The organism is Extensimonas perlucida (genome assembly GCF_007655255.1).
GTDB lineage: Bacteria > Pseudomonadota > Gammaproteobacteria > Burkholderiales > Burkholderiaceae_C > Extensimonas > Extensimonas perlucida.
In genome coordinates, this window is the sequence record NZ_VMYE01000018.1 from 1 (window position 1) to 18,966 (window position 18,966).

Annotated in this window: 20 protein-coding genes; 2 read left to right on the top strand and 18 right to left on the bottom strand. The window is 64.0% G+C overall.

The genetic code is table 11. The features are described 5' to 3' along the window. Positions 1–583 precede the first annotated feature (583 nt). From FK527_RS13195 to FK527_RS13225, 7 genes are all read right to left on the bottom strand, one after another. On the bottom strand, positions 584–862 hold the full coding sequence (locus FK527_RS13195; protein ID WP_003158620.1) for a hypothetical protein: 279 nt from the start codon (positions 860–862) through the stop codon (positions 584–586). Between the two features lie 94 nt (positions 863–956). Continuing rightward, the gene (locus FK527_RS13200; RefSeq protein ID WP_003158619.1) at positions 957–1,694 is read right to left on the bottom strand and encodes a DUF5983 family protein; all 738 of its coding nucleotides are present in this window, start codon (positions 1,692–1,694) and stop codon (positions 957–959) included. Positions 1,695–1,906: 212 nt separating this feature from the next. Beyond that, on the bottom strand, positions 1,907–2,299 hold the full coding sequence (locus FK527_RS13205; protein WP_033981906.1) for a hypothetical protein: 393 nt from the start codon (positions 2,297–2,299) through the stop codon (positions 1,907–1,909). A 21-nt stretch (positions 2,300–2,320) separates the two neighbouring features. Then, complete coding sequence (locus FK527_RS13210; protein ID WP_003158617.1) at positions 2,321–2,533, bottom strand: hypothetical protein; 213 nt, start codon at positions 2,531–2,533, stop codon at positions 2,321–2,323. A 332-nt stretch (positions 2,534–2,865) separates the two neighbouring features. After that, positions 2,866–3,177: a hypothetical protein gene (locus FK527_RS17805; RefSeq protein ID WP_003108988.1), complete on the bottom strand. Its 312-nt coding sequence runs from the start codon at positions 3,175–3,177 to the stop codon at positions 2,866–2,868. Positions 3,178–3,513: 336 nt separating this feature from the next. Further along, positions 3,514–4,014: a signal peptidase II gene (lspA, locus tag FK527_RS13220; RefSeq protein WP_003098955.1), complete on the bottom strand. Its 501-nt coding sequence runs from the start codon at positions 4,012–4,014 to the stop codon at positions 3,514–3,516. 3 nt (positions 4,015–4,017) lie between these two features. Further along, positions 4,018–6,930 carry a heavy metal translocating P-type ATPase gene (locus FK527_RS13225; protein WP_186298440.1) on the bottom strand — a complete coding sequence of 971 codons (2,913 nt, stop codon included), beginning with the start codon at positions 6,928–6,930 and terminating at the stop codon, positions 4,018–4,020. 91 nt (positions 6,931–7,021) lie between these two features. Between FK527_RS13225 and cadR the strand changes: the two genes are divergently transcribed. After that, a complete protein-coding gene (gene cadR, locus FK527_RS13230; RefSeq protein ID WP_003098965.1) occupies positions 7,022–7,420 on the top strand; it encodes a Cd(II)/Pb(II)-responsive transcriptional regulator in 399 nt (132 codons plus the stop codon). Between the two features lie 67 nt (positions 7,421–7,487). On the opposite strand, the gene FK527_RS17605 is transcribed toward cadR, so the two are convergent. Together FK527_RS17605 and FK527_RS17610 are read right to left on the bottom strand one after the other, a co-directional pair. Continuing rightward, positions 7,488–7,862: a DUF3703 domain-containing protein gene (locus tag FK527_RS17605; RefSeq protein WP_011516992.1), complete on the bottom strand. Its 375-nt coding sequence runs from the start codon at positions 7,860–7,862 to the stop codon at positions 7,488–7,490. 12 nt (positions 7,863–7,874) lie between these two features. Next, on the bottom strand, positions 7,875–8,111 hold the full coding sequence (locus FK527_RS17610; protein ID WP_003098970.1) for a sterol desaturase family protein: 237 nt from the start codon (positions 8,109–8,111) through the stop codon (positions 7,875–7,877). A gap of 384 nt (positions 8,112–8,495) precedes the next feature. Here FK527_RS17610 and FK527_RS13240 point away from each other — a divergent pair, with 384 nt between their 5' ends. After that, a complete protein-coding gene (locus FK527_RS13240; protein WP_021195296.1) occupies positions 8,496–9,131 on the top strand; it encodes a cation efflux transmembrane domain-containing protein in 636 nt (211 codons plus the stop codon). A 723-nt stretch (positions 9,132–9,854) separates the two neighbouring features. Here FK527_RS13240 and FK527_RS13245 read toward each other — a convergent pair. From FK527_RS13245 to FK527_RS13285, 9 genes are all read right to left on the bottom strand, one after another. Then, a complete protein-coding gene (locus tag FK527_RS13245; RefSeq protein WP_003116834.1) occupies positions 9,855–11,885 on the bottom strand; it encodes a DNA topoisomerase III in 2,031 nt (676 codons plus the stop codon). 283 nt (positions 11,886–12,168) lie between these two features. After that, on the bottom strand, positions 12,169–12,609 hold the full coding sequence (locus FK527_RS13250) for a single-stranded DNA-binding protein (RefSeq protein ID WP_003098976.1): 441 nt from the start codon (positions 12,607–12,609) through the stop codon (positions 12,169–12,171). Positions 12,610–12,682: 73 nt separating this feature from the next. Beyond that, the gene (locus tag FK527_RS13255) at positions 12,683–13,210 is read right to left on the bottom strand and encodes a DUF3158 family protein (RefSeq protein ID WP_003098978.1); all 528 of its coding nucleotides are present in this window, start codon (positions 13,208–13,210) and stop codon (positions 12,683–12,685) included. Beyond that, the gene (locus tag FK527_RS13260; RefSeq protein WP_012112316.1) at positions 13,207–13,995 is read right to left on the bottom strand and encodes a PFL_4669 family integrating conjugative element protein; all 789 of its coding nucleotides are present in this window, start codon (positions 13,993–13,995) and stop codon (positions 13,207–13,209) included. Before FK527_RS13260 ends, FK527_RS13255 begins: the two co-directional genes overlap by 4 nt. A gap of 331 nt (positions 13,996–14,326) precedes the next feature. Further along, positions 14,327–15,577: an STY4528 family pathogenicity island replication protein gene (locus FK527_RS13265; protein WP_012112315.1), complete on the bottom strand. Its 1,251-nt coding sequence runs from the start codon at positions 15,575–15,577 to the stop codon at positions 14,327–14,329. Positions 15,578–15,580: 3 nt separating this feature from the next. Continuing rightward, positions 15,581–16,141, bottom strand: coding sequence for a DUF2857 domain-containing protein (locus tag FK527_RS13270; RefSeq protein ID WP_012112314.1), 561 nt, complete (start codon positions 16,139–16,141; stop codon positions 15,581–15,583). A 15-nt stretch (positions 16,142–16,156) separates the two neighbouring features. After that, positions 16,157–17,821, bottom strand: a complete 1,665-nt coding sequence (locus tag FK527_RS13275) for a ParB family protein (RefSeq protein WP_012112313.1) — start codon at positions 17,819–17,821, stop codon at positions 16,157–16,159. Next, positions 17,814–18,074, bottom strand: a complete 261-nt coding sequence (locus FK527_RS13280; RefSeq protein WP_012112312.1) for a hypothetical protein — start codon at positions 18,072–18,074, stop codon at positions 17,814–17,816. Before FK527_RS13280 ends, FK527_RS13275 begins: the two co-directional genes overlap by 8 nt. After that, the gene (locus tag FK527_RS13285) at positions 18,058–18,933 is read right to left on the bottom strand and encodes a ParA family protein (RefSeq protein WP_012112311.1); all 876 of its coding nucleotides are present in this window, start codon (positions 18,931–18,933) and stop codon (positions 18,058–18,060) included. Before FK527_RS13285 ends, FK527_RS13280 begins: the two co-directional genes overlap by 17 nt. Positions 18,934–18,966: the final 33 nt, after the last annotated feature.

The following is an 18,966-nucleotide window of genomic DNA, read 5'->3' on the forward strand; positions in this document are numbered from 1 at the left end:
GCCCACAGCCCTCCACGATGGTGAGAAAAATCTCCAATACACTGCCGACGTCTACAACGATTCGACTCGTTGCGCCTCGCTGCTTTTTGCGGGGGCTTCAGGCTCATACCTGATTTGGAAAAGACTCAATCATCGGGCAAGTTGATGATGACAGTTAAAAGCTATTAATAGAGCGCTTGCTGCGCAATGCCAGGGACGCTTCCCGGACAGCAGCAGCCGCTTCTCAAGAGGAAGATTCGCGCTCAACGGCTTATCTGCTTGGTATGCGTGTCTGCTTCTCTCGCCGGCAGCGTACAAACGCGGGCGGCAGCTGGCTGTGCCAGCAAACCGTGATGGTTTCTGGTTACCGCTACAGTTACCGCCACCCGAGTTCCCATTTATCCGGGTTCTGTATTTCGGGAATTCCGAAAATGATCAGCCGGAAAAAGTGGGGAAATCCGTGTACCCGTTGGCGCCGCCGCCGTAATAGACGCTGCTGTCAGCAGCCGCCAATGGCTGGTTGCCGCGCAGTCGCTCGACAAGGTCAGGATTGCCGATGAACGGCCGGCCAAACGAAAAAGCCCCTCGAAAGGGGCTGGTTGGGTCAGGCTTGGTACACGAAGTAGTGTTCGCGCTGACGTGGAAAGAACACGTGCTTCCACGTGTCGCCGCCGGTGTTGCCACCGTCGAAAACGACCATTTCGTAGTCGTCAATGTCGGTGTCGGCCAGATCGGCGCTGGCGATATGGCGCATGTGCAGCGTGCCACTCAAGCGCTCGAATACCAAGATCTGGCCGATGGCGTCGTCCTGGCCCATGGCGTTGACGCAGGCTCCAAGCTGATGCTCGAAGTCGCGTGCGGGCGAGATGAGGTCGGGGAACATAAAGTGCTCCTATGAAATTGGACCAGCCCGGCTCCTAGAAAGGAGACGGGCTGGCATGGAGGGCAAAGAGGAAGGTGGGCTCGTGGTGTGTTTGCTAGGACTCGGCCAGCGGCAAGCCCGGCAACACGGGCGCGTCGGCGTCGAGGATGAGGATGCGCACATCGGCCTGGCCAGCCAGTTCCAGGATGTTCGCGAGGTCGTCTGGCATGCCCTTGCTGCGGTGCTCCTGCCGAAGCTGCTCGGCGGTGATGCCATCGGCGTGCTCCAGGTTCTGGTCCGTCCAGGGCGTTGAGATCAGCTTGACGCCGATCGCCGGGCTGTACGGAACCCGAAAGGCGATGAACAAAAAGGCCTCCGGCGTGGCGAGGTCCGCCAGATTGGCGAGGTACTGGCCGGTTTCCTGGCTGATGTGCGCGCTGCTGATTTCCCAGCAGCGGCTGTAGTAGCCGGTCTCGAAACTCAGGCGCTGCACGATTTCCCGCGCGGCCTCGACCGAATAGCTGTCACCGACGTGGATCAGGCGATCGTCGAAGTCCTCGCCATGAATGGCATAGACCACGGCACCGATCACGCCTTCGCCGTTAACGCCCTCATCGGCATCGCATTCGGCCAGCACCTCGGCGCTTATAGGTTCAGAGCCGTTCGTGACCACCGCGAAATCGCTGGTGACGATGCAGGAAGATGAAATCAGTTCCTGGTCGGAAAGATGTTGCTGGCTCGGGTGGATATTTCGCCAGACATGCGGGCTTCCGTCCTCGTAGCTGATGGACAGCGTGCGGACGATTTTCAAGTTCCAGTAGCCGCGAACAAAGGGATTGGGATTCTGAGACATGGGAACGCTCCAGATTGAATAATGGAGCCAATTCCCGCCACCGGGAATTGGACCCAGTGGGTTGAAAAGGGAAAATGCGTCAGTCGGCGCTGATCGTTGGCTTTGATTCAGCCGCTTTACGCTGGGCTACGGAAAGGAAATCGAGGGACATGGCCGTGTGGACGCATGTCCCTCGTGGGGAACGAAAAGACGGGGGTGTGCCCGAAACGGGCTCACCAGCCGCTGTAGTTCACCATCAAGTCGGCGATGACCTTGCGGCGTTGCAGATCGAGGCCGTCGAAGTCCGACAGCCCGTCGAAGTGGCAGCGCTTGAGCATGGCACCGCCCTCGCGCGCGTTGTAGAAGCTGACCATGGCGGACAGGAACATGCGTTCGCCGCTGCTCAGGACGCCGAGGGCATCATTGAGCAGCAGCATGTTGGGACGCAGATCCCACTTGCTCTTGGCCTGGTTCAGACCTTCACGGGTGCCGTCGCCGAACCACTCGGGACCAGCAATCTCGGCACCACGCTTCCAGGCCTCGAAGAAGGCTTGGGGCGCGGCAGCGAAATGCTGCTCTTCCCGCATGATCTGATCGACGACGTCCTGCGGCAGCAGTTGATTCATGGCGTGATTCCTCCAGTTGGATCAGGGAATGGCGAGCTGGGACCAGCCGCCTCTTTCGAGGGCACGTTGAGCCGCCGCATGGCTGCGGAAGTATTCGTGCGATTCCCGCGAAACGGGACCTTCGGTATCGCGCGTGCCGATGTAGTGGCCGGCGGCGCTTTGCAGGACTTCGAGCGGCAGGAACTTGCCGCAATAGGTCAAGGCCAACTGGCCGAAAGAGGCTTTGTGGGACATGGGTAGGCTCCTTGAAAAAGCGAGGCCTTGTCCCTCACGGGATGGCAGCTCCCGCACGCGGTGGATAAAAAGCATCGGCGTCAGGGGACGCACGTCCGCAGACTTGATGCGATACGGACTGGCGGGTAGCGCGGAAAGAATCCGCGGCAGCCTGGAAACTCTGGCTGCTGGCATGGTGCTGACGAATCAGCGACACATGCGGGCAGCTTCATGCGCGAGGCGAGCCGCGTCAGCCGGAAATCGGCATTTGCAACAGCCCCGATTGGCGAACGCGGAAAAAAGAAAGCCCCGCAATAAGTGCGGGGCTGTCAGGAGGATGAGGCGAAACTGGGTCAGCGAGGCCTGTCGCCCAGTACATGCTGCTTCCACAGGGCGAATGCCTCGTCCGGTCCCAGCTCTGCGAGGATGACGATGGGCTGGCCCCGACGGGCACGCAGCGATGCGAAATACGCTGGCCGGTCGGCGATGGCGTTGAGCTTGATGCCCTTTAGGAACAGCAACTGGCGGGGGCGAACTTTGGTGGTAACGCAGGCATGATTGCGCTTGTTTGGGGCAAAAGGGCCAGCGAAGCGGGCGGACACGGCCAGAAAACCGCGACGAACTACTTGTACTTGCCAGGCGAGGCGAACGGGTGACATCAGCATATCGCTATGCGGTAAAGAAGACCGTCCTAAAGCTTGCAGGATCCCGGCATAGCTTCATCATCACCTCTCCGTGACGGCTCATTGGAACGAAAAAGGCCAGCATCGCCGTGATGGACTTTCATAATTGCCAGGTCAACTGGCTTGCGTGCTGTTTATTCACAGCAAGGCATTGCGACGTCGTTGCAGCAATCGCCGCCATCGCAACAGGGCGTTGCAGCAAAAGCGGCGGTGGGCGCTAGCATGAGGGCCAAGCCGCGGCCGCTCATGCTGGGGGCCGTTCTCTTCAGATTGGTGTCCTGCACCGTGTGCATTGCGAATTTCCGGATCGTCCCAATGTCACTGGGACTCCTTTGTGGCGGCCGGGTTCTCCACGCTCATGAACGACTGGGCCACCAGCGCGATCGCCCCGCCCACGATGGCCATGTCAGCGATGTTGAAGGCGGGCCAGTGCCAGCCGTGCAGGTGAAAGTCGATGTAGTCGATAACGTGCCCGCGCGTGGCGCGGTCGAACGCGTTGCCCAATGCGCCGCCCAGAATGAGGCTGTACGAAAGGCCTTCCGTTTTGCGCAGCGGCCGGGAGAGCAGCCATGCGAGCCATGCCGATATTGCGAACGCGATCGCCAGAAAAAACCACCGCTGCCAGCCGCCCGCGCCAGCAAGGAAGCTGAACGCCGCGCCGGGATTGAGAGCGTGAACTAGGTTGAAGAATGACGCCACCTCGTGCGACCAACCCAAGGGAGTTGTCGCGTCAATGTAGCTCTTAGCTGCCTGATCGCCGGCGAATATAACGATCGCGAGTGAGTACCACTGCGTCTTGCGAAGAGATGGTTCATCCATTGTTCATGCCGCCTTGAACTTCAGGAGGCGCAGCCCATTGACGACAACCAAAAGACTTGCCCCCATGTCAGCGAACACAGCCATCCACATGGTGGCATGCCCTGTGAACGTCAACGCAAGGAACACCGCCTTGATGCCAAGGGCCAGAACGATGTTCTGCGTGAGGATCGCCGCAGTGCTACGCGACAGCCGGATGAAGGCGGGGATCTTGCGCAGGTCGTCGTCCATCAGGGCGACGTCGGCTGTTTCGATCGCGGTGTCGGTGCCGGCCGCGCCCATGGCGAAGCCGATGTCGGCACGGGCGAGCGCGGGCGAATCGTTGATGCCGTCGCCCACCATGCCCACCTGGCCCTCGCCGCCGACCAGGCTTTCGATGGTCTTGAGCTTGTCTTCGGGCAGTTGGTCACCACGGGCTTCAGAGATTCCGACCTGGGCAGCGATGGCCGCGGCCGTGTGCTGGTTGTCCCCCGTCAGCATCAGCGTGCGCACACCCAGCACCTGCAGGTCGGCCACCGCCTCACGGCTGGTTTCCTTCACGGTGTCGGCCACTGCAAAAATGCCGAGCACGGTCGCATCGTCCATCAGCAGGATCGCTGTCTTGCCTTGGCGCTCCAGGGTCTCCAGCCGAGCCTGGAGCGTCGCTTCGCTCAGGCCCAGCTCCTGGGCGAGCCTGTGGTTGCCCATGTGCAACATGCGCCCGGCGACGCGGCCGCGCACGCCGCGGCCAGGCAGCGCCGCGAAGTCGTCGACCTCGTGCAGCGCGATGCCGTCACGGTTCGCCTTGCGGGCGATGGCCTGAGACACAGGATGGTCCGAGCGTGCCGCGAGGCTTGCGGCCCAGGCGGCAACTTCCTGCGCCTCGCCGATCAGCGGCACGAAGTCGGTCTGCTCGGGCTTGCCATGTGTGAGTGTGCCGGTCTTGTCCAGGGCCAACGCCTTGAGCTTGCGCCCGCCCTCCAGGTAGACGCCACCCTTGATCAGGATGCCGCGTCGGGCGGCAGCGGCCAAGCCGCTGACGATGGTGACCGGCGTGGAGATGACCAGAGCGCAGGGGCAGGCGATCACCAGCAGTACCAGGGCCTTGTAGACCCAGTCAAACCATGCGCCGCCGAAGGCGAGCGGCGGCACGACGGCAACCAGCACGGACACCGCGAACACCGCCGGCGTGTAGACGCGGGCGAACTGGTCGACGAAGCGCTGCGTGGGCGCACGGCTGCCCTGCGCGGACTCCACGGCATGGATGATGCGCGCGAGCGTCGAGTCGCTGGCGCCTGCGGTCACCTTGTATTCGAAAGAGCCGGTCTCATTGATGGTTCCGGCGAAGACCTGGTCACCTTCGGCCTTCTCGACGGGCAGGCTCTCGCCGGTGATGGGCGCCTGGTTGATGGCCGATCGACCCGAGGTGATCAGGCCGTCCAGTGCGATGCGCTCGCCAGGACGCACGCGGACCACCGCGCCCTTTGCGACCTCCTTGGCCGGCAGCTCTGTCCATGAGCCATCGGCCTGCCGCACGGTCGCGGTCTCGGGCGCCAAGTCCATCAGCCCCCGAATGGCGTTGCGGGCGCGGTCCAGCGACTTCGCCTCGATCACTTCCGCCAACGCGAACAGGAACATGACCATGGCGGCCTCCGGCCAGTGGCCGATCGCCATGCCGCCGGTGACCGCGATGGCCATCAGGGCGTTCATGTTCAGGTTGAGGTTCTTCAGCGCGATCCAGCCCTTCTTGTAGGTGCTGAGGCCGCCGGTGAAGATCGAAACCAGTGCCAGCACGATCACGGCCCAATGATTGCCGTCGTTGACCCAGTACACGCCTTCGGCGGCCACCGCCGCAACGCCCGAAACCGCCATCGGCCACCAATTGGTCTTGTGCGCGGCCACCGGGGCATCGCGCGGCTCATCAGTCCTCTGGACCTCGGCTTCCATGCCCAGCGATTCGATGGCTTCGACTGCCGGCTTGATCGCGTCGGGTGTGTGCCGAACCGTGAGCGTGCGCTGCATCAGGTTGAAATCCATTCCCTGCACGCCCGGCATGCCTTGCAGCTTGCCGCGGATCAGACTTTCCTCGGTCGGACAGTCCATCTTCGCGATGCGAAGTACCGTGGTGGCTGTCTGCATGTCCTGCCGCGCAGCCTGCATTCCAATGGAAGCAAGCGCCTTCTCGATCGGCGCTGAGGTCGCCAGCGTGTGCTGGACTCCCAGCACACGCTGCATCAGATTGAAGTCGAGCGCGGTCACACCCGGCAGCTTGCCCAGCCGGTCGCGGATCAGCGCTTCTTCCGTCGGGCAATCCATGTTCTCGATCCGGTACGTCACCCGCTCGCCGATCGGCGGCGCGGAAACGGCAGCGGTTGGTTGCTGCTGCAGGGCCGAGGATGGGATCACAGCCGCGGCTTCGATCGGCCCCGTGTGGCCGAAGGTCTGCTCCTTGGCGCGCATGCCGATCGAGGCCAGGACCTGCTCCATCTGCGCGCGTGCCTGAGCGAGGTGTTTCACCGACAGGGTGCGCTCAGCGAGGTCGAAGTCGAGGTCCTGAATTCCCTCGACTGCCCCGAGGTGCGAGCGGATGAGTTTCTCCTCGCTCGGGCAGTCCATGTTCTCGATGCGGTAGGTGGTCGACACGGCGGCGTCTCGGACAGCCTGAGCCTTCATGCCCACCGAATTCAGCGCTTGCTCCAAGGCATCGGCCGAGACTTCGCGGTGCGAAATGGTCAACAAACGCTGCGGAAGATCGAACAGGAGCCGCTCGACACCGGGCATGCCCTCCAGCGTTCGCCGCACCAGTGCTTCCTCATTGCGGCAATCCATGTTGCTCACGTGGAAAACGGTGGTTTCAGTGCTGGCCTGCTCACTGGCGCACGCCGTCTGTTGGCCATTGCCGCCGGAGCAGGCGCATGGGCTGGAAGGTTCTTTGTTCATAGATCGCTCTTCATTGACAAGGTTTTCCCCGGATGCCATCATTAGAAAACCTCTAGTAGATATAGAGTCAAGTTTTTTATAGGAAGCAACCATGATGCGGATCGGTGAACTGGGCAAGAAGGCAGATTGCTTGGTGCAGACCGTGCGCTTTTACGAGTCAGAAGGCTTGCTGCCCGAGCCTGCACGTAGCGAGGGCAACTTCAGGCTCTATGACGAAGTCCATTTGCAGCGCTTGCTGTTCATCCGCCGCTGCCGGGCGAAGGACATGACGCTGGATGAGATCCGTCAACTGCTGAACTTACGGGATCGGCCAGAGTTGGGCTGCGGCGAGGTGAACGCGCTGGTCGACGCTCATATCGCGCAAGTGCGGACCAAGATGAAGGAATTGCGCGCCTTGGAGCGCGAGTTAATGGATCTGCGACGCTCCTGCGATAGCGCCCGAACCTCGCGCGAGTGCGGCATTCTCAACAGCTTGGCCGAGCCCGCCTGAAGCTCGAGCGTGTCATCGGTGCTGGAAGTGATCGGGTCCAGTTCTGAGAGCCACGTGCCGCGCTCCATCATGCGAAAGCGCGCGATTCTGACGTTTTGAGACGGCGTGCGACCGAGGGCGTGGCCCACAGGAGCCAGCGCGAGCCGGACGACCTGCGCGCCGCAATCTCCGCCACCTTACGGGTTCTCCAGGCCAGACCGAGCATCGCGGCGTGGCTGCGCAGGTGCAGGTGCAGGCCAAGGTAGCAGTGCGCCACGACGCGGCCCGACTCATGGGCACGCCACGCAACTCGCGATCGCTTCGCAAGAAGCCGCAAGGCCCGACTCGCGCAAGAATGCGACGTGGGCAAGATCGTATAGCCAGCAGCGCAAGCGTTTGCCGCTGCTGGCCGGCTCCGGAAGGGATAGACAAGCTGCGGGCCGTAGTCCATTGGAAAGTCCATCTTTCTTGAGTGTCACTCTTTGGCGCCCAGCGTGTGCTTTTGCGACCGGAAAGCGCTGAACAAGTGGCCCCCGGGCATCCAGAAATCGCCGTAGTTGACTTGGGCGTCTTCGTGCTCACGCTTGTGATGCCAGCGATGGGCTTCAGCCACCCCGATCAACAATCCCAACGGCCCGACCCGGTATCCCAGATTGGAGTGCTGGAAGGCCAGATGCACGACCAAGAAGCCGAGCCATGCGCCGACGGCCAACCACAGCTTGGAACGCCGCTACTGGCTCAACGGGGAGTGGAAAGGCCGCCCGCCCTCTAGCAAGGCGGCACAAGCGAGCGCGACGATCACTGTGAGTAGCTCCGTCGGAAAAGACGGCCGGCCGGTCGCGAGCTCGCCGAAGAGCACAACCGCAGTGGCGCCACGGATCAGTGGATAGCAGCCATACCGGATGACAGTCGCAATGAAGGGGGCGCATTGGTGCTCATCTGTTCTGTCCTAAAGCTCTGACTGGATTGGAAAACCTTCTAGCTACGGTAGAGTCAAGGGCGTCCGGGAAGACCCTGTGGCAAGTTCGTTGCATCTGCGCCTTGACTCTCCAGCCGCTACAGGCTTCAGCATCCATCGATTTGGAAGGAACAATGCATGGCTGAAAACCACAGAAATCACGAAAACGACGAGTTGGGCCGCCTAGATGCGAGCGATGCGAAGGACCGAAAGATTCTTCTGACTGTGTTGCTGATCAACCTGACGCAGTCCGCCGCCGGCATTGCCCTTGGCATCTGGGCTGGCTCTACGGCGCTGATGGGCGCCGGGTTGGACAACCTCGCCGATGCGTCGGTCTATGCGGTTAGCCTGTATGCCGTCGGTCGTGCGGGAACGGTCAAGGTGGGCGCGGCCCGCTTGTCGGGTTTCTTGCTAATCGGCCTGGCCGCGCTGCTGCTGTTGGAAGTCCTACGCCGCTTCGCTGGAGGGGAAGAGCCTGTCGGCCCAGCCATGATGGCCATGGCCGCGCTGAACGCGGCTTTGAACCTAGTGTGCCTCAGACTACTGCGCCGCCATCGCGGGGAAGATGTGAACTTCAAGGCGTCAGCGATCTTTACCAGCAACGACTCCATCGTCAATGGTGCGATTGTGCTGTCCGGGGTGCTGGTGATGGGGTTCGGGTCGAACATCCCGGATCTGGTGCTGGGCGTCATCGTGGCCGCAATCGCAGCGAATGGGGGGCGGGAAATCCTGCGCGAAGCATCGGAAACAGCTCGCCGTAAGGCGGGCACATAAGGCATGTTTTCGCCCAGTTCATCCCGAGGTTTACCTCTGCAAAAGAGGTAGTCCAGCCTTTGGGCTACGGCCTCGGCTGCAGCCGAGCGTACCATTGGCGATGGCCGCGCGATAGGCGGGCATGCCGTTCTCGACCTCCGTCTGCCGTACAGCAGCGGTGCGCAAGGTTGAGGGTGCATGTCGTCTCTCCTGTTCGTGTGGCCCAGGCCAATGGCCGGGCCGGGACGTTGATGGGCAGGAGAATGGCGCCGAAGGCCCAACGGCCTTCGGCTCGGGAGAAAAGAGGAACCACCCGTGGGCTGATTGGCAGGCCCGGTCGTCGCTAGAACCGTCTGCTCATCAAGCAATCACACCCGGCCCATGTCGTGGCTGGGGCCGGCATCGTCTGGCGCACATCCGCGCACAAAGGGAGCCCGTTTTTGCACCGGCGGGCACCGGCACCGATTACCGCTGACCACGAAGGGTCTCCCGGTGGCTCGTGCAGCCTGGCAAGCCACCGGGAGACCCTTCGCAGAGGGCGGAAGAAACGCAGATCAACAGAACGCGCGTGGTGCGGCTCGCAGAGAAGCTACCTTCAGGTCCCGCGGCCGGGGACGGCTGGGCGGGACGCGCACACGGATCAAGAAGGCGTTGCGCGCTGGGCGTCCCGCAGGGCATGCGGCGGAGTGCGGGACAGGGGCCACGCCGCCGAAGGCGGGCACGGCTCACGGGGAACGGGGGCGGTCAGGAGCCTTTGCGGCCGCTACGGCGCGGGCGCGAGGCGCCGCGCTTGGAGCTGCCGGATTCGACTGGCAGCGTGCCTTTGCAGTCCGGGTAGCGGCTGCACGACCAGAACGGGCCGCTCTTGCCGCTGCGCTGGCGCGTGGGTGCGCCGCACTGCGGGCATGCCGGCCCTTGGGGAACCTTGATGGACAGGGAGGCGCTGCCGTACTGCGCAATCAACTGCGAAATCCACGCGGCCTGCTTGCCGATGAACACGTCCAGGGTGAGCTGTCCGGCCTCGATCATGTCGAGCGCCTGTTCCCAGACGGCGGTGGTGCCAGGGTCGGCAATCGCCGCAGGCACGGCATCGATCAAAGTGAAAGCCGCATCCGAGGCGCGGATGGCGCGCCCCTTCTTCACGAGGTAGCCGCGAGCGATCAGGCCGCCGATGATGTTGGCCCGCGTCGCTTCGGTGCCGATGCCAACCGTATCCTTGAGCTTCTGCTTCAGGCGGGGATCGGACACCAGCTTGGCGACGCCTTTCATGGACTTGACCAACTCGCCTTGCGTGTACGGTTTGGGCGGCAGCGTCTTGAGTGCCTTGAGATCGACGTCGGCCACCTGGCATGCCAGGCCCTCATACAGTTTCGGCAGCGCGGGCAGCACCTGGGCGCGGACCGCAGTATCGCCCTCGCCATCACCGTCTTCGGCCTGCGGCTCGGCGAGCACCTGGCGCCAACCCGGGATGACAACCTGCTTGCCCGTGGCCGCCAGGTTCTGCCCCCCGCACGAAAACTTGGCCACAGTGCGGTCGAACTCGTGGTGAGGGAGGAACTGCGCCAGGTAATGCGACCGGATGAGCCTGTACACGGCCAGTTCCTTCTCGCTCATGGCGGAGAGCTTCGCCGGTTCGAGCGTCGGGATGATGCCGTGGTGCGCCGTGACCTTGCCATCGTTCCAGGCGCGCGAGCGCTGCGAGCGGTCGAGCTGGCCCATGATCGAGCGCAGCGAGGGATCGGTCTTGAGCAGGCTGTCGAGAACGGTGGGCACTTCGGCAAACATGCTCTCGGGCAGGTAGCCGGAGTCCGAGCGGGGGTACGTCGTGGCCTTGTGCGTCTCGTACAGGGCTTGGGCAATCTCCAAGGTTTCCTGCACGTCCAGCCCAAGCTGCTTGGAACACACTTCCTGCAAGGTGCCCAGGTCGAACGGCAGCGGCGGGCCTTCGCGGACACGCTCAGTCTCCACCGACACGACGTGGGCACTGCCCGCAGCGCGGATCTGCTGCATGGTCTGCTGTGCGACCGGCTGCCGCAGGCAGCGGCCTGCGTCGTCGGTGCACGCATCGGGTGGAACCCATTGCGCGGCGAAAGTCGAACCGCCTGCGAACAGGGACACGGCGATGGCCCAGTATGGTACGGACACGAAGCGCGCGATCTCGCGGTCGCGGTCCACAACGAGCTTGAGCGTCGGGGTCTGTACGCGGCCGACCGACAGCACGCCGTCGTAACCCGCCTGTCGCCCCAGCACCGTGAACAGCCGGCTCAGGTTCATGCCCACGAGCCAATCCGCACGGGAGCGCGCCAGCGCCGAGTGGTACATCGAAAGCGTCTCGGCCGAAGGCCGCAGCTTGCCCAGTGCCGCCCGAATGGACGCATCGTTGAGCGCCGACAGCCACAGGCGTTCGATGGGGCCGCGGTAGCCGCAAAGCTCCACGATCTCGCGGGCGATCAATTCGCCCTCGCGGTCGGCATCGGTGGCGATAACCAGGTGAGTCGCCTTCGCCAAGAGCGCCTTGACGACCTTGAATTGCGTGGCGGTCTTCGGTTTGACCTCGACCCGCCAGTGCTGGGGAATGATGGGCAACTGCTCAACGGACCATCGTTTGAGCTGCTCGTCGTAGGCCTCGGGCGGCGCCGCCTCCACGAGATGGCCGATGCACCAGGTGACCGTGACGCCGGAACCGTTGAGGCAGCCTTCACCGCGCTGCGTGGCGCCGAGAATCCGGCCAATGTCTTTGCCCTGGGAGGGCTTCTCGCACAAGAACAGCCGCATATCCGTCCATCCCGATTCCTGTTGTTCATGGAGTTGCTGGGATCGAGGATGCCGAGCGCAGCCCCTGGCAGCAGCAAACAAGCCGCATGCGGCAGCGACCGCTTTCACGCCGATGAAATGGCGAGTGCGGGGAAGGTGCGTGGCCGGAAGTGTGCGGGCCGAGAGCCGCGATTTCCGGGAGCGCGCGTGGAACTCGGTGGACGTTGGTGGAGCTATCCCCTGGGGATAATTCGCAGCGCATGGAGGGCGGCGAAGCACTGCGGCAGCCGCCCTCCATGCCCGATCACTTCCTGCGCTTGGTCTCTTTCGGCGCCGTCGATTCCTGGGTGGCCTGGGGCTTCGGCTCTGCCTCCTGTGGCTTCGGGCTGAGGGCCACAGACTCGATGCGGTACGGCAGGATGCCGACACTGCGCGCGTTGACCTGCCAAGTCTCACGCGGCTGATCTTCGTTGTCCGTCCAGGGGTCGCGCTCCATGCGGCCGACGACCAGCACCCGCATGCCCTTCTGGTAGAGCTGCTGCCAGCGGTCGGCGTCGTGGTGCCAGAGTTCCACCGGCGCCCAGAAGCCGCCGCGGTCCTCGAACTCGCCGCCCTTGGTGGGGACGGGGTTGTCGAAGTACACGTTCAGCCGGAGCAACCGGCGAGGATCGTCGTTGCCATTGGGGAATTCGCGGTACTCGGGAGGCGATCCGATGTTGCCCTCGCCGATGAATTGTGTGCTCATGTTGGAATCTCCGTGGTGGTTGAAATACCCGTGCCTCGTTGGGCTCGGGCGCGTGCTCGGATGGCAGGCGCAATCACCGATCGCGCACTGCGGCAGGAACGGACGCGAGCCGGCGCAGGTAGGTGTTGTCCGCCTGCGCGGCCTTGCTGGCGCATTCCTGTGCTTGCCTGCCCAGGGTGTGCAGCAGGCTGATCTGCATGTTCAGCATGACGCGCTGCAGTTCGATCTCGTGCAGGTCGTGCAGCAGGTTGACCGGCGTGCTGGGGCTCGCCATCAGCTCCTGCCACAACGCCACGCCCATGGCCGATCGATCGTGCTTGCGCCAGCGAAGAAAGGTCGTGCCTGCGCCAGTGGTCTGCTGGGCCAGCTCGACGGGAAGCAGGTGGAAGGGATGCCCGCACGCCTGTGGCAGCACCTGTCGCTGCGCCAGGGCAATCAACTCGTCGCGCATGGCGAAGCACTGGCTGGCCCAGGCCTCGAAGTCCCCTTTACCTTTAAAAGGCTTTAAAAGGCCTTTTAGAGAGGCCGCGTGTTCCAGCCGCATGAAGGCTGGCTGTTCCAGACGACGGAAGTAGCGCGGTTCGCGGTTCGGGTCGCTCATGCCGGTTCGTCCTCGCCGGCGGCTGTGGACTTGGCCTCGGCCGAATCGGCGGCAGCGCCTTCGTCGGTGGGAGATGCGGCTGCGGCAGCGCTATCACCACGCTGTTGCAGACCACGGCGCACGACGGGCGGCGCAAACTTCGAGCGGCGCATGCCTTCGAGCACGTCCTGCGGCAGTTCGCCGAACTTCTCCAATGCTGCCCGAGCTGCGGCGTTCTTGGCCGCGAAGTCGTCGCGGGTGCAGCCCGAGTAGCGGTATTGCTGGGCCAGGCTGAACAGGCTGCGCAGCGCGTGGGCACCTTCGTTGAGCCAGCGCTCCAACGTCGAGCGATCGATCAGCGCGGTGTGGTGGGCGAGGATCAGCTTGCGGGCGATGTCGTCGTAGTCGGCCAGCAGATAGACGGCGGCAAAGCCGAGCTGCGCGTTCACGAACAAGGGGAGCTTCACCGGCTGCACGTTGAGGTTCTCACCCAGGCTCAACGCCGCAGGCACGCCGGCCAGTGCCTGGTCAACCTGCTCGCGCAGCGATTGCAACGTGGTCCTGGTCTGGTCGAGCTTTTCCTCGATGCGCAACATCCACCAGTCGCTGTACGGGTCGTCCTGCTCCGAGCCGCGCTTCATCTTGTTCATCACGGCGATGTAGCCGTTCAGGCCGACGATGCCGGGTCGCCCCTCGGCGGCGGCGCGGCCATGCCAGATGCGCGAGGCGTGGTGGGTGTGAAGCGTCAGCGACATCGCGCTGCGCAAAGAGCCGAGATTGAGTTGCAGAGGTTCGTTGGTTGCCATGGCGTCCGCTCGCTTGGGAAAAGGAGCGGTCAGGATCGGCACGCAACGGAAGGCAGTCAGTCAACAAACCGAAATGAACCGGGACCCGGTTGTCGTGGCAGCGGTGGCCTGTGACACGAGCTATCCCCAGGGGATAGCTCCATCGAAAGCCATGGAGCGCTGCTCGCGCAAATGGTGCGTGCGCTCATGCAACCGACGCCATTACGGCCCCCCTGGACCGAAGTGCCATGCCGTGCCTGTCGGCGTTACAGCTTGTAGTACATCTATCCCCTGGGGATAGCTCTACTGACGGCCATCGACGTCTGCTTCACGCCCTTGTCGCTCGTCGCGCTCAGCTACTGCGCAGAAGGTCGCGCAGCCGGTCAATGTGCTGCCGGGCCACCTCGGGTGGAACCACATTGCGCGGTGGTTCAGGCGGTGCATCTCGTGCAGGGGCAGGTGGCGGTGCTGACCCGGCTTGCTTGGCCCAGGCGTTGAACTCGCCACGGATGGCGCGCTGGATGATGCCGAACAGGTAGCCTGCCGGGTTGCGGATGGTGCTGCCGCGACAGCGATCCGCCCATTCGTCCAGCACGGCCTGGCGTAGCGGAGCATCGACCTGCTGCAATGCCACGATGGCGGCGGCCTGCTGCTCTTCCTTCAAGCCGAGAAAGCGATCAGGCAGGCGAACTCCTGGCATCGCACGCGCCTGCCCACGCTCACGCGCGGTAGTACGTACTTCATTCATACGACTACTACGTACAGTACGGTCCTGCTTCGGATTCCGAAGAGCGCCGTCTGACGCGGGTTTCGGCCCTGCTTCGGAATCCGAAGAGGGGTCATCAGAATTCCGAAGAAGGCTCGGCGCCCCTTCTTCGGAATCGTGAACCCTATCCTTCTGTGGATAACTCTCCTGCGACCCAATGCCCTGGCTCGCGAGGCGTTCGGCAAGGACCTGCAGCCGCGAGGGCAACGTGCGGCCAGACAACAACGGGTCTTCGGCGATTTCCTTGAGGGTGTGCAAGCCCACGACCTGGACGGCCTTGGCCGAATGGCCCAGGGCTTGGCTGACGAGCTCCAAGTAGTCCGGGTCGAGCTGCATCGCCTCGAAAGGCGTCAGGGGCTCATCGTGCAGGACGTAGAGGTTGCCGAGGATGCGCCCGGTCTTGGGGTCACGCCTGCGGCGCACGAGACTCAACCAGCGAGTCAGGCGCAACAGCGTCAGCGCCCGTGCCACGGTCTCGTGAGAGGCCTGTCCGGCGCAGGGCATTGACGCGAGCCACGGGCGAAGTTGCTCATACGTCGGAAACGCCGTGACCCCATCCTCGTTGAGCATCATCCGAAAGACTTGCCAGGCATTGCGTTCCAGCGGCGTCAGGCGTCGGTCCAGGAACAGCCGTCGCGGCACGCTCTCGTGCCGATTGCCGCTGAACAGAAAACCGTCGCCGGTTGCGGAGACAGGAGATGTTGCGGATGCGGGAGCTGGCGCGGACGCGGGCGGGCGAGGTTTCGGTGCAAGGTCTTTCAGCGCGCTGTCGAACAGATCAGCGAGGGCGACCGGGCCTTGGCGTGGTGCTCGTGGTGCAGCGTCGTCCACGGCCATGACTCAACCCAATCCCTGATCGATCCAGTTCTTGATCGCAGCCCAGACCACCGACAGCGGCAGTTCCATGCCTTCGGCGAGGTCCATTGCCGCATCAAGAACCGAGGTCTCATCCTCCAGCTCGACATTCCTGCTGCTGGTCACGGCCTTCCAGCGTCGCCACAGCTCGGTGTCCTGCTCCTCGTCCAGAACCGGATGGCGCCCCTTGCGTTTGGGCAGGCCGAGAACTTCACGCCGTAGCGCGACTTCCTGGTGCGTCAGCCCATAAAAACGGCTCGCCATTTCCGTACTGGCCCCCAGGCGCAACATGCGATCGACGGTGGCGATCTCCTTCTCCACGTCCTGCGCCTGTTTGAGCAATCGCCGGAGCACTTCCCGGTTCACCGAGACAGAGCACCACGAGACGCTGGCATTGGCCAGTACGCTGATCAGCGCCGGATGCTTGAGCGCATCCAATTCTTCCTCACCGAATCCCATCGCCTTGCAGCGGCGCAGTTGCCCGTTGCGCAGATCGTAGAGCGCCTGCGCGATGACGGCCTGGTTGAGTGGGTTAGGTGCGGACATGCGGGCCTCCCTCGCTCAGGTCCCAGGACCGAGAGCGCCGGCTTCCAGATCCAGCAGGCGCCGGGCCAGCCGCAGCAGACGAAACAGCTTGACCAGCGCGGTGTCGCTCAATCGCCGGGCCCCGTCGGCATGACGTTGGCCTTGGCCGTGCAACAGCGCTGGCAGGTCGGTGACGAAGTGCCCGCCGTCCAAGCCCACGTCGGCCGACTGCTGACCGGCCAGGGAAACCAGCAGCGCGAGCACGGCACGTGCGAGCGGCGACGAAACCTGGGTCGGGGCACGACACGCGAACCCGATGCCATCTGAACGATCCTCGACACACGCGTCCAGGTCGACCTCGCCCGCGATCTCGCGCGCGAACTGCGCGATGTGGACGCGCAGGCGGCCGGGTGCGTCGAGACCTGGGTCGATATGCCAGATGTCCGAGATGGGATAGAGGCCACCGGCCTGCACGGGAATCGACTGCAGCACGTTGGCCGAGAAGTCGGGCGGAAGCGCATCGCCCAACTGGTCGGCGACCATGCGCTGGATGGACTGGAGCCGCTGCGTCGTGGGTGCCGGAGAGACGATGTGCTCGTCAAGTAGATCGCCAGCCGCTGCCGCAGGGGTGGCTGCGGATGCCTCACGCGGGGCCGCATCGTCCTGGGGCCTTGTCGGCGCGGCGGCAGAGTGGCCTGCAGAATGTGCTGCTGTGGCGGGGGACGGTGCCGGTTCAATCGGCGGCCGTGCGATGGCCCCAGGCTCAGGCAATGCCGGCGGCGCCGATGGCGGGGTTGGGTCGCTGACCAGGGCGCGGTGGCGGCTCTCGGATTCGGTCAGGTCCAGGGCAAGCACGTCGTAGTCGATGCCCAGCAGCTCGGACATCTGACCGATCAACTCGTCCTGCACACGCTGCGGCGAGAACTCGTCGGCCTGGGTATCGAACTGCGACAGCACTTCTTGGAAGAAACTGTCGAAGTCGAGCGGCAGGGAGCGGCCCTTGGCATAGTGCTCCCACGTGCGCTCACTGGCCTTGCGCATGACCGACAGCCGCTCGACCTGGTGGCGACCGAGGCCACCATACAGCACGGTCGGGATCGCAGGCAGCAGGTAGCGCACCGCATCGGCCATGCGGCTGATGTGTGACTGCTGCACGGGGAAGCCGTCGGCGCCCAAGCGACGGGCCAGCTCGGACTGGCTCAAGGTCGTGCTGCTTTCCGCTTCATAGAACTCGCGCGCCTTCTCGACGCCGAGGGCGCGCTCGATGAACGTCAAGCCGCCACGCAGTTCGTTCTCGGCGAGGTGCCCGGTCAGCGCGACGATCTCCCCGCGCGCAGGCCACGGCCGGAACAGGCACGATATGCGGAAGAAGCGCTCGTCCTTCGTTTCTGTCCAGAGTTCGCGCAGGATCGCCAGCCTGGTGTTGCCGCCGTTGCGGATGATGTAGTGCGCCTCGCCAGGACGGCGTGTGATGGCTGGCGCCGCATCCAGGCCGCGCTCGCGGATGGAGGCCTTGATTTCATCGTAGGCCGAGTTGCGCTTTTTGCGGGGATCGTGGTCGTAGGGCCGCAACTGGTCCAGCGTCACGACCATCGGCGTGTCGGCGATGGGGTCACTCAAAGCCGTGGCCGATGGCCCACTGCGCTCGAACCCGGCGGCAAGCAGCTTGCCGGCCATGTCCTGGGAGGTCATCTCAGCCATGGCCGCATCCCTCGGCGTTGGCGGGCCGGGCCATGCGGGCCTCGCGCTCGGCTCGGCGGATCTGCGCACGGGCATTGAGGTCTGCCCGGTAATCGCTCGCTGTCGAGCTGGTGTAGATGGCGGCGCAGCCGGTCTTGGTGAATTTGAGGTGTCCACCCCGAGTACGTTTGACGTGCCAGCCTTCGCTCACCGCAAACTCGATCAGGGCGCGCAGTCGCTTGTGGCCACGGGACAGTTCATGTGCGCTCGCCACGGGACCTCCCGGTTTCAATAGAACGTGGAGGACGGCCGGACACGCGGGCGAATCTGTCTTGCCACTGCGGGAACAGTTCGCCGGCGAGCGTGCGCATGGTGTCGAGCGCAGCGGGCGCAACTCTGCCTGGTGGCTGTCGATACTCGACGCGATGCACCGGCATGCCGCGGGTTGCAGCGCGCGGATAGGCTTCGATGGCCGGCACGTCGGTGCCCAGCACGCGGATGCCCGTGTGATCCTGAAATAGGTCGTGCAGCGCCTGCTGGATCATGCGTGCGTTGGCGGACACGGGGTGGACACGATTGATGAGTAGGTGCAGCGGTGGCGGTTCGATGCCAAGGTGCCGATACGGCGCGATGTCCTCCAGCAACTGCATGGTGCCGCGCCGCAGTTCGCGGGCCGCAAGGATTTCCGGGGTCACGGGTGACAGCGCCAGGCCGGAGGCGAGCACCGCCATCTCCAACAGCACCGAGCGCGCGCCTTGGGTGTCGATTAGCACCAGGTCATAGAGCGGCGCCAGCGCCGGCAGCAGGTGGCGCAACCGCAGGCGCCCGTCTGGCGCGTGCAGCAGCAAGGTGTTCAGTTCACCCCGGTGGTCGTTCGAGAGCACCAGGTCCAGGCCCGCGATGATGGTGCGGGACACGAGCTGGTCGAGACCGCGCTCGTTGAACGCCAGCAGCTCATAGATGCCGCCGGGCGCGCGGTGAGCCAGATCGTAGTAGGAGGACAAGGTGGGCTGCACGTCGAGATCGAGCAGCAGCACGCGCAGCCCCGCGTCCGCGGCGAGCCCGCCGAGGTTGGCGGCCGTGGTCGTCTTGCCGACGCCACCTTTCGTTGAAATGATGGATACGACCTGCATGGCGCTCTCCGTTTGGCGATGGGAAGTCCGAGG

Bases quoted from the DNA above. Each gene is read 5' to 3' on its own strand.
- FK527_RS17605 (WP_011516992.1), bottom strand. From the start codon at position 7,862: ATGGACTTTCCAATGGACTACGGCCCGCAGCTTGTCTATCCCTTCCGG.
- FK527_RS13225 (WP_186298440.1), bottom strand. From the start codon at position 6,930: ATGAACAAAGAACCTTCCAGCCCATGCGCCTGCTCCGGCGGCAATGGC.
- FK527_RS13200 (WP_003158619.1), bottom strand. From the start codon at position 1,694: ATGTCTCAGAATCCCAATCCCTTTGTTCGCGGCTACTGGAACTTGAAA.
- FK527_RS13250 (WP_003098976.1), bottom strand. From the start codon at position 12,609: ATGAGCACACAATTCATCGGCGAGGGCAACATCGGATCGCCTCCCGAG.
- cadR (WP_003098965.1), top strand. From the start codon at position 7,022: ATGATGCGGATCGGTGAACTGGGCAAGAAGGCAGATTGCTTGGTGCAG.
- FK527_RS13195 (WP_003158620.1), bottom strand. From the start codon at position 862: ATGTTCCCCGACCTCATCTCGCCCGCACGCGACTTCGAGCATCAGCTT.
- FK527_RS13270 (WP_012112314.1), bottom strand. From the start codon at position 16,141: ATGTCCGCACCTAACCCACTCAACCAGGCCGTCATCGCGCAGGCGCTC.
- lspA (WP_003098955.1), bottom strand. From the start codon at position 4,014: ATGGATGAACCATCTCTTCGCAAGACGCAGTGGTACTCACTCGCGATC.
- FK527_RS13285 (WP_012112311.1), bottom strand. From the start codon at position 18,933: ATGCAGGTCGTATCCATCATTTCAACGAAAGGTGGCGTCGGCAAGACG.
- FK527_RS17805 (WP_003108988.1), bottom strand. From the start codon at position 3,177: ATGCTGATGTCACCCGTTCGCCTCGCCTGGCAAGTACAAGTAGTTCGT.
- FK527_RS13245 (WP_003116834.1), bottom strand. From the start codon at position 11,885: ATGCGGCTGTTCTTGTGCGAGAAGCCCTCCCAGGGCAAAGACATTGGC.
- FK527_RS13255 (WP_003098978.1), bottom strand. From the start codon at position 13,210: ATGAGCGACCCGAACCGCGAACCGCGCTACTTCCGTCGTCTGGAACAG.
- FK527_RS13260 (WP_012112316.1), bottom strand. From the start codon at position 13,995: ATGGCAACCAACGAACCTCTGCAACTCAATCTCGGCTCTTTGCGCAGC.
- FK527_RS13240 (WP_021195296.1), top strand. From the start codon at position 8,496: ATGGCTGAAAACCACAGAAATCACGAAAACGACGAGTTGGGCCGCCTA.
- FK527_RS13275 (WP_012112313.1), bottom strand. From the start codon at position 17,821: ATGGCTGAGATGACCTCCCAGGACATGGCCGGCAAGCTGCTTGCCGCC.
- FK527_RS13210 (WP_003158617.1), bottom strand. From the start codon at position 2,533: ATGTCCCACAAAGCCTCTTTCGGCCAGTTGGCCTTGACCTATTGCGGC.
- FK527_RS13205 (WP_033981906.1), bottom strand. From the start codon at position 2,299: ATGAATCAACTGCTGCCGCAGGACGTCGTCGATCAGATCATGCGGGAA.
- FK527_RS13265 (WP_012112315.1), bottom strand. From the start codon at position 15,577: ATGGCCGTGGACGACGCTGCACCACGAGCACCACGCCAAGGCCCGGTC.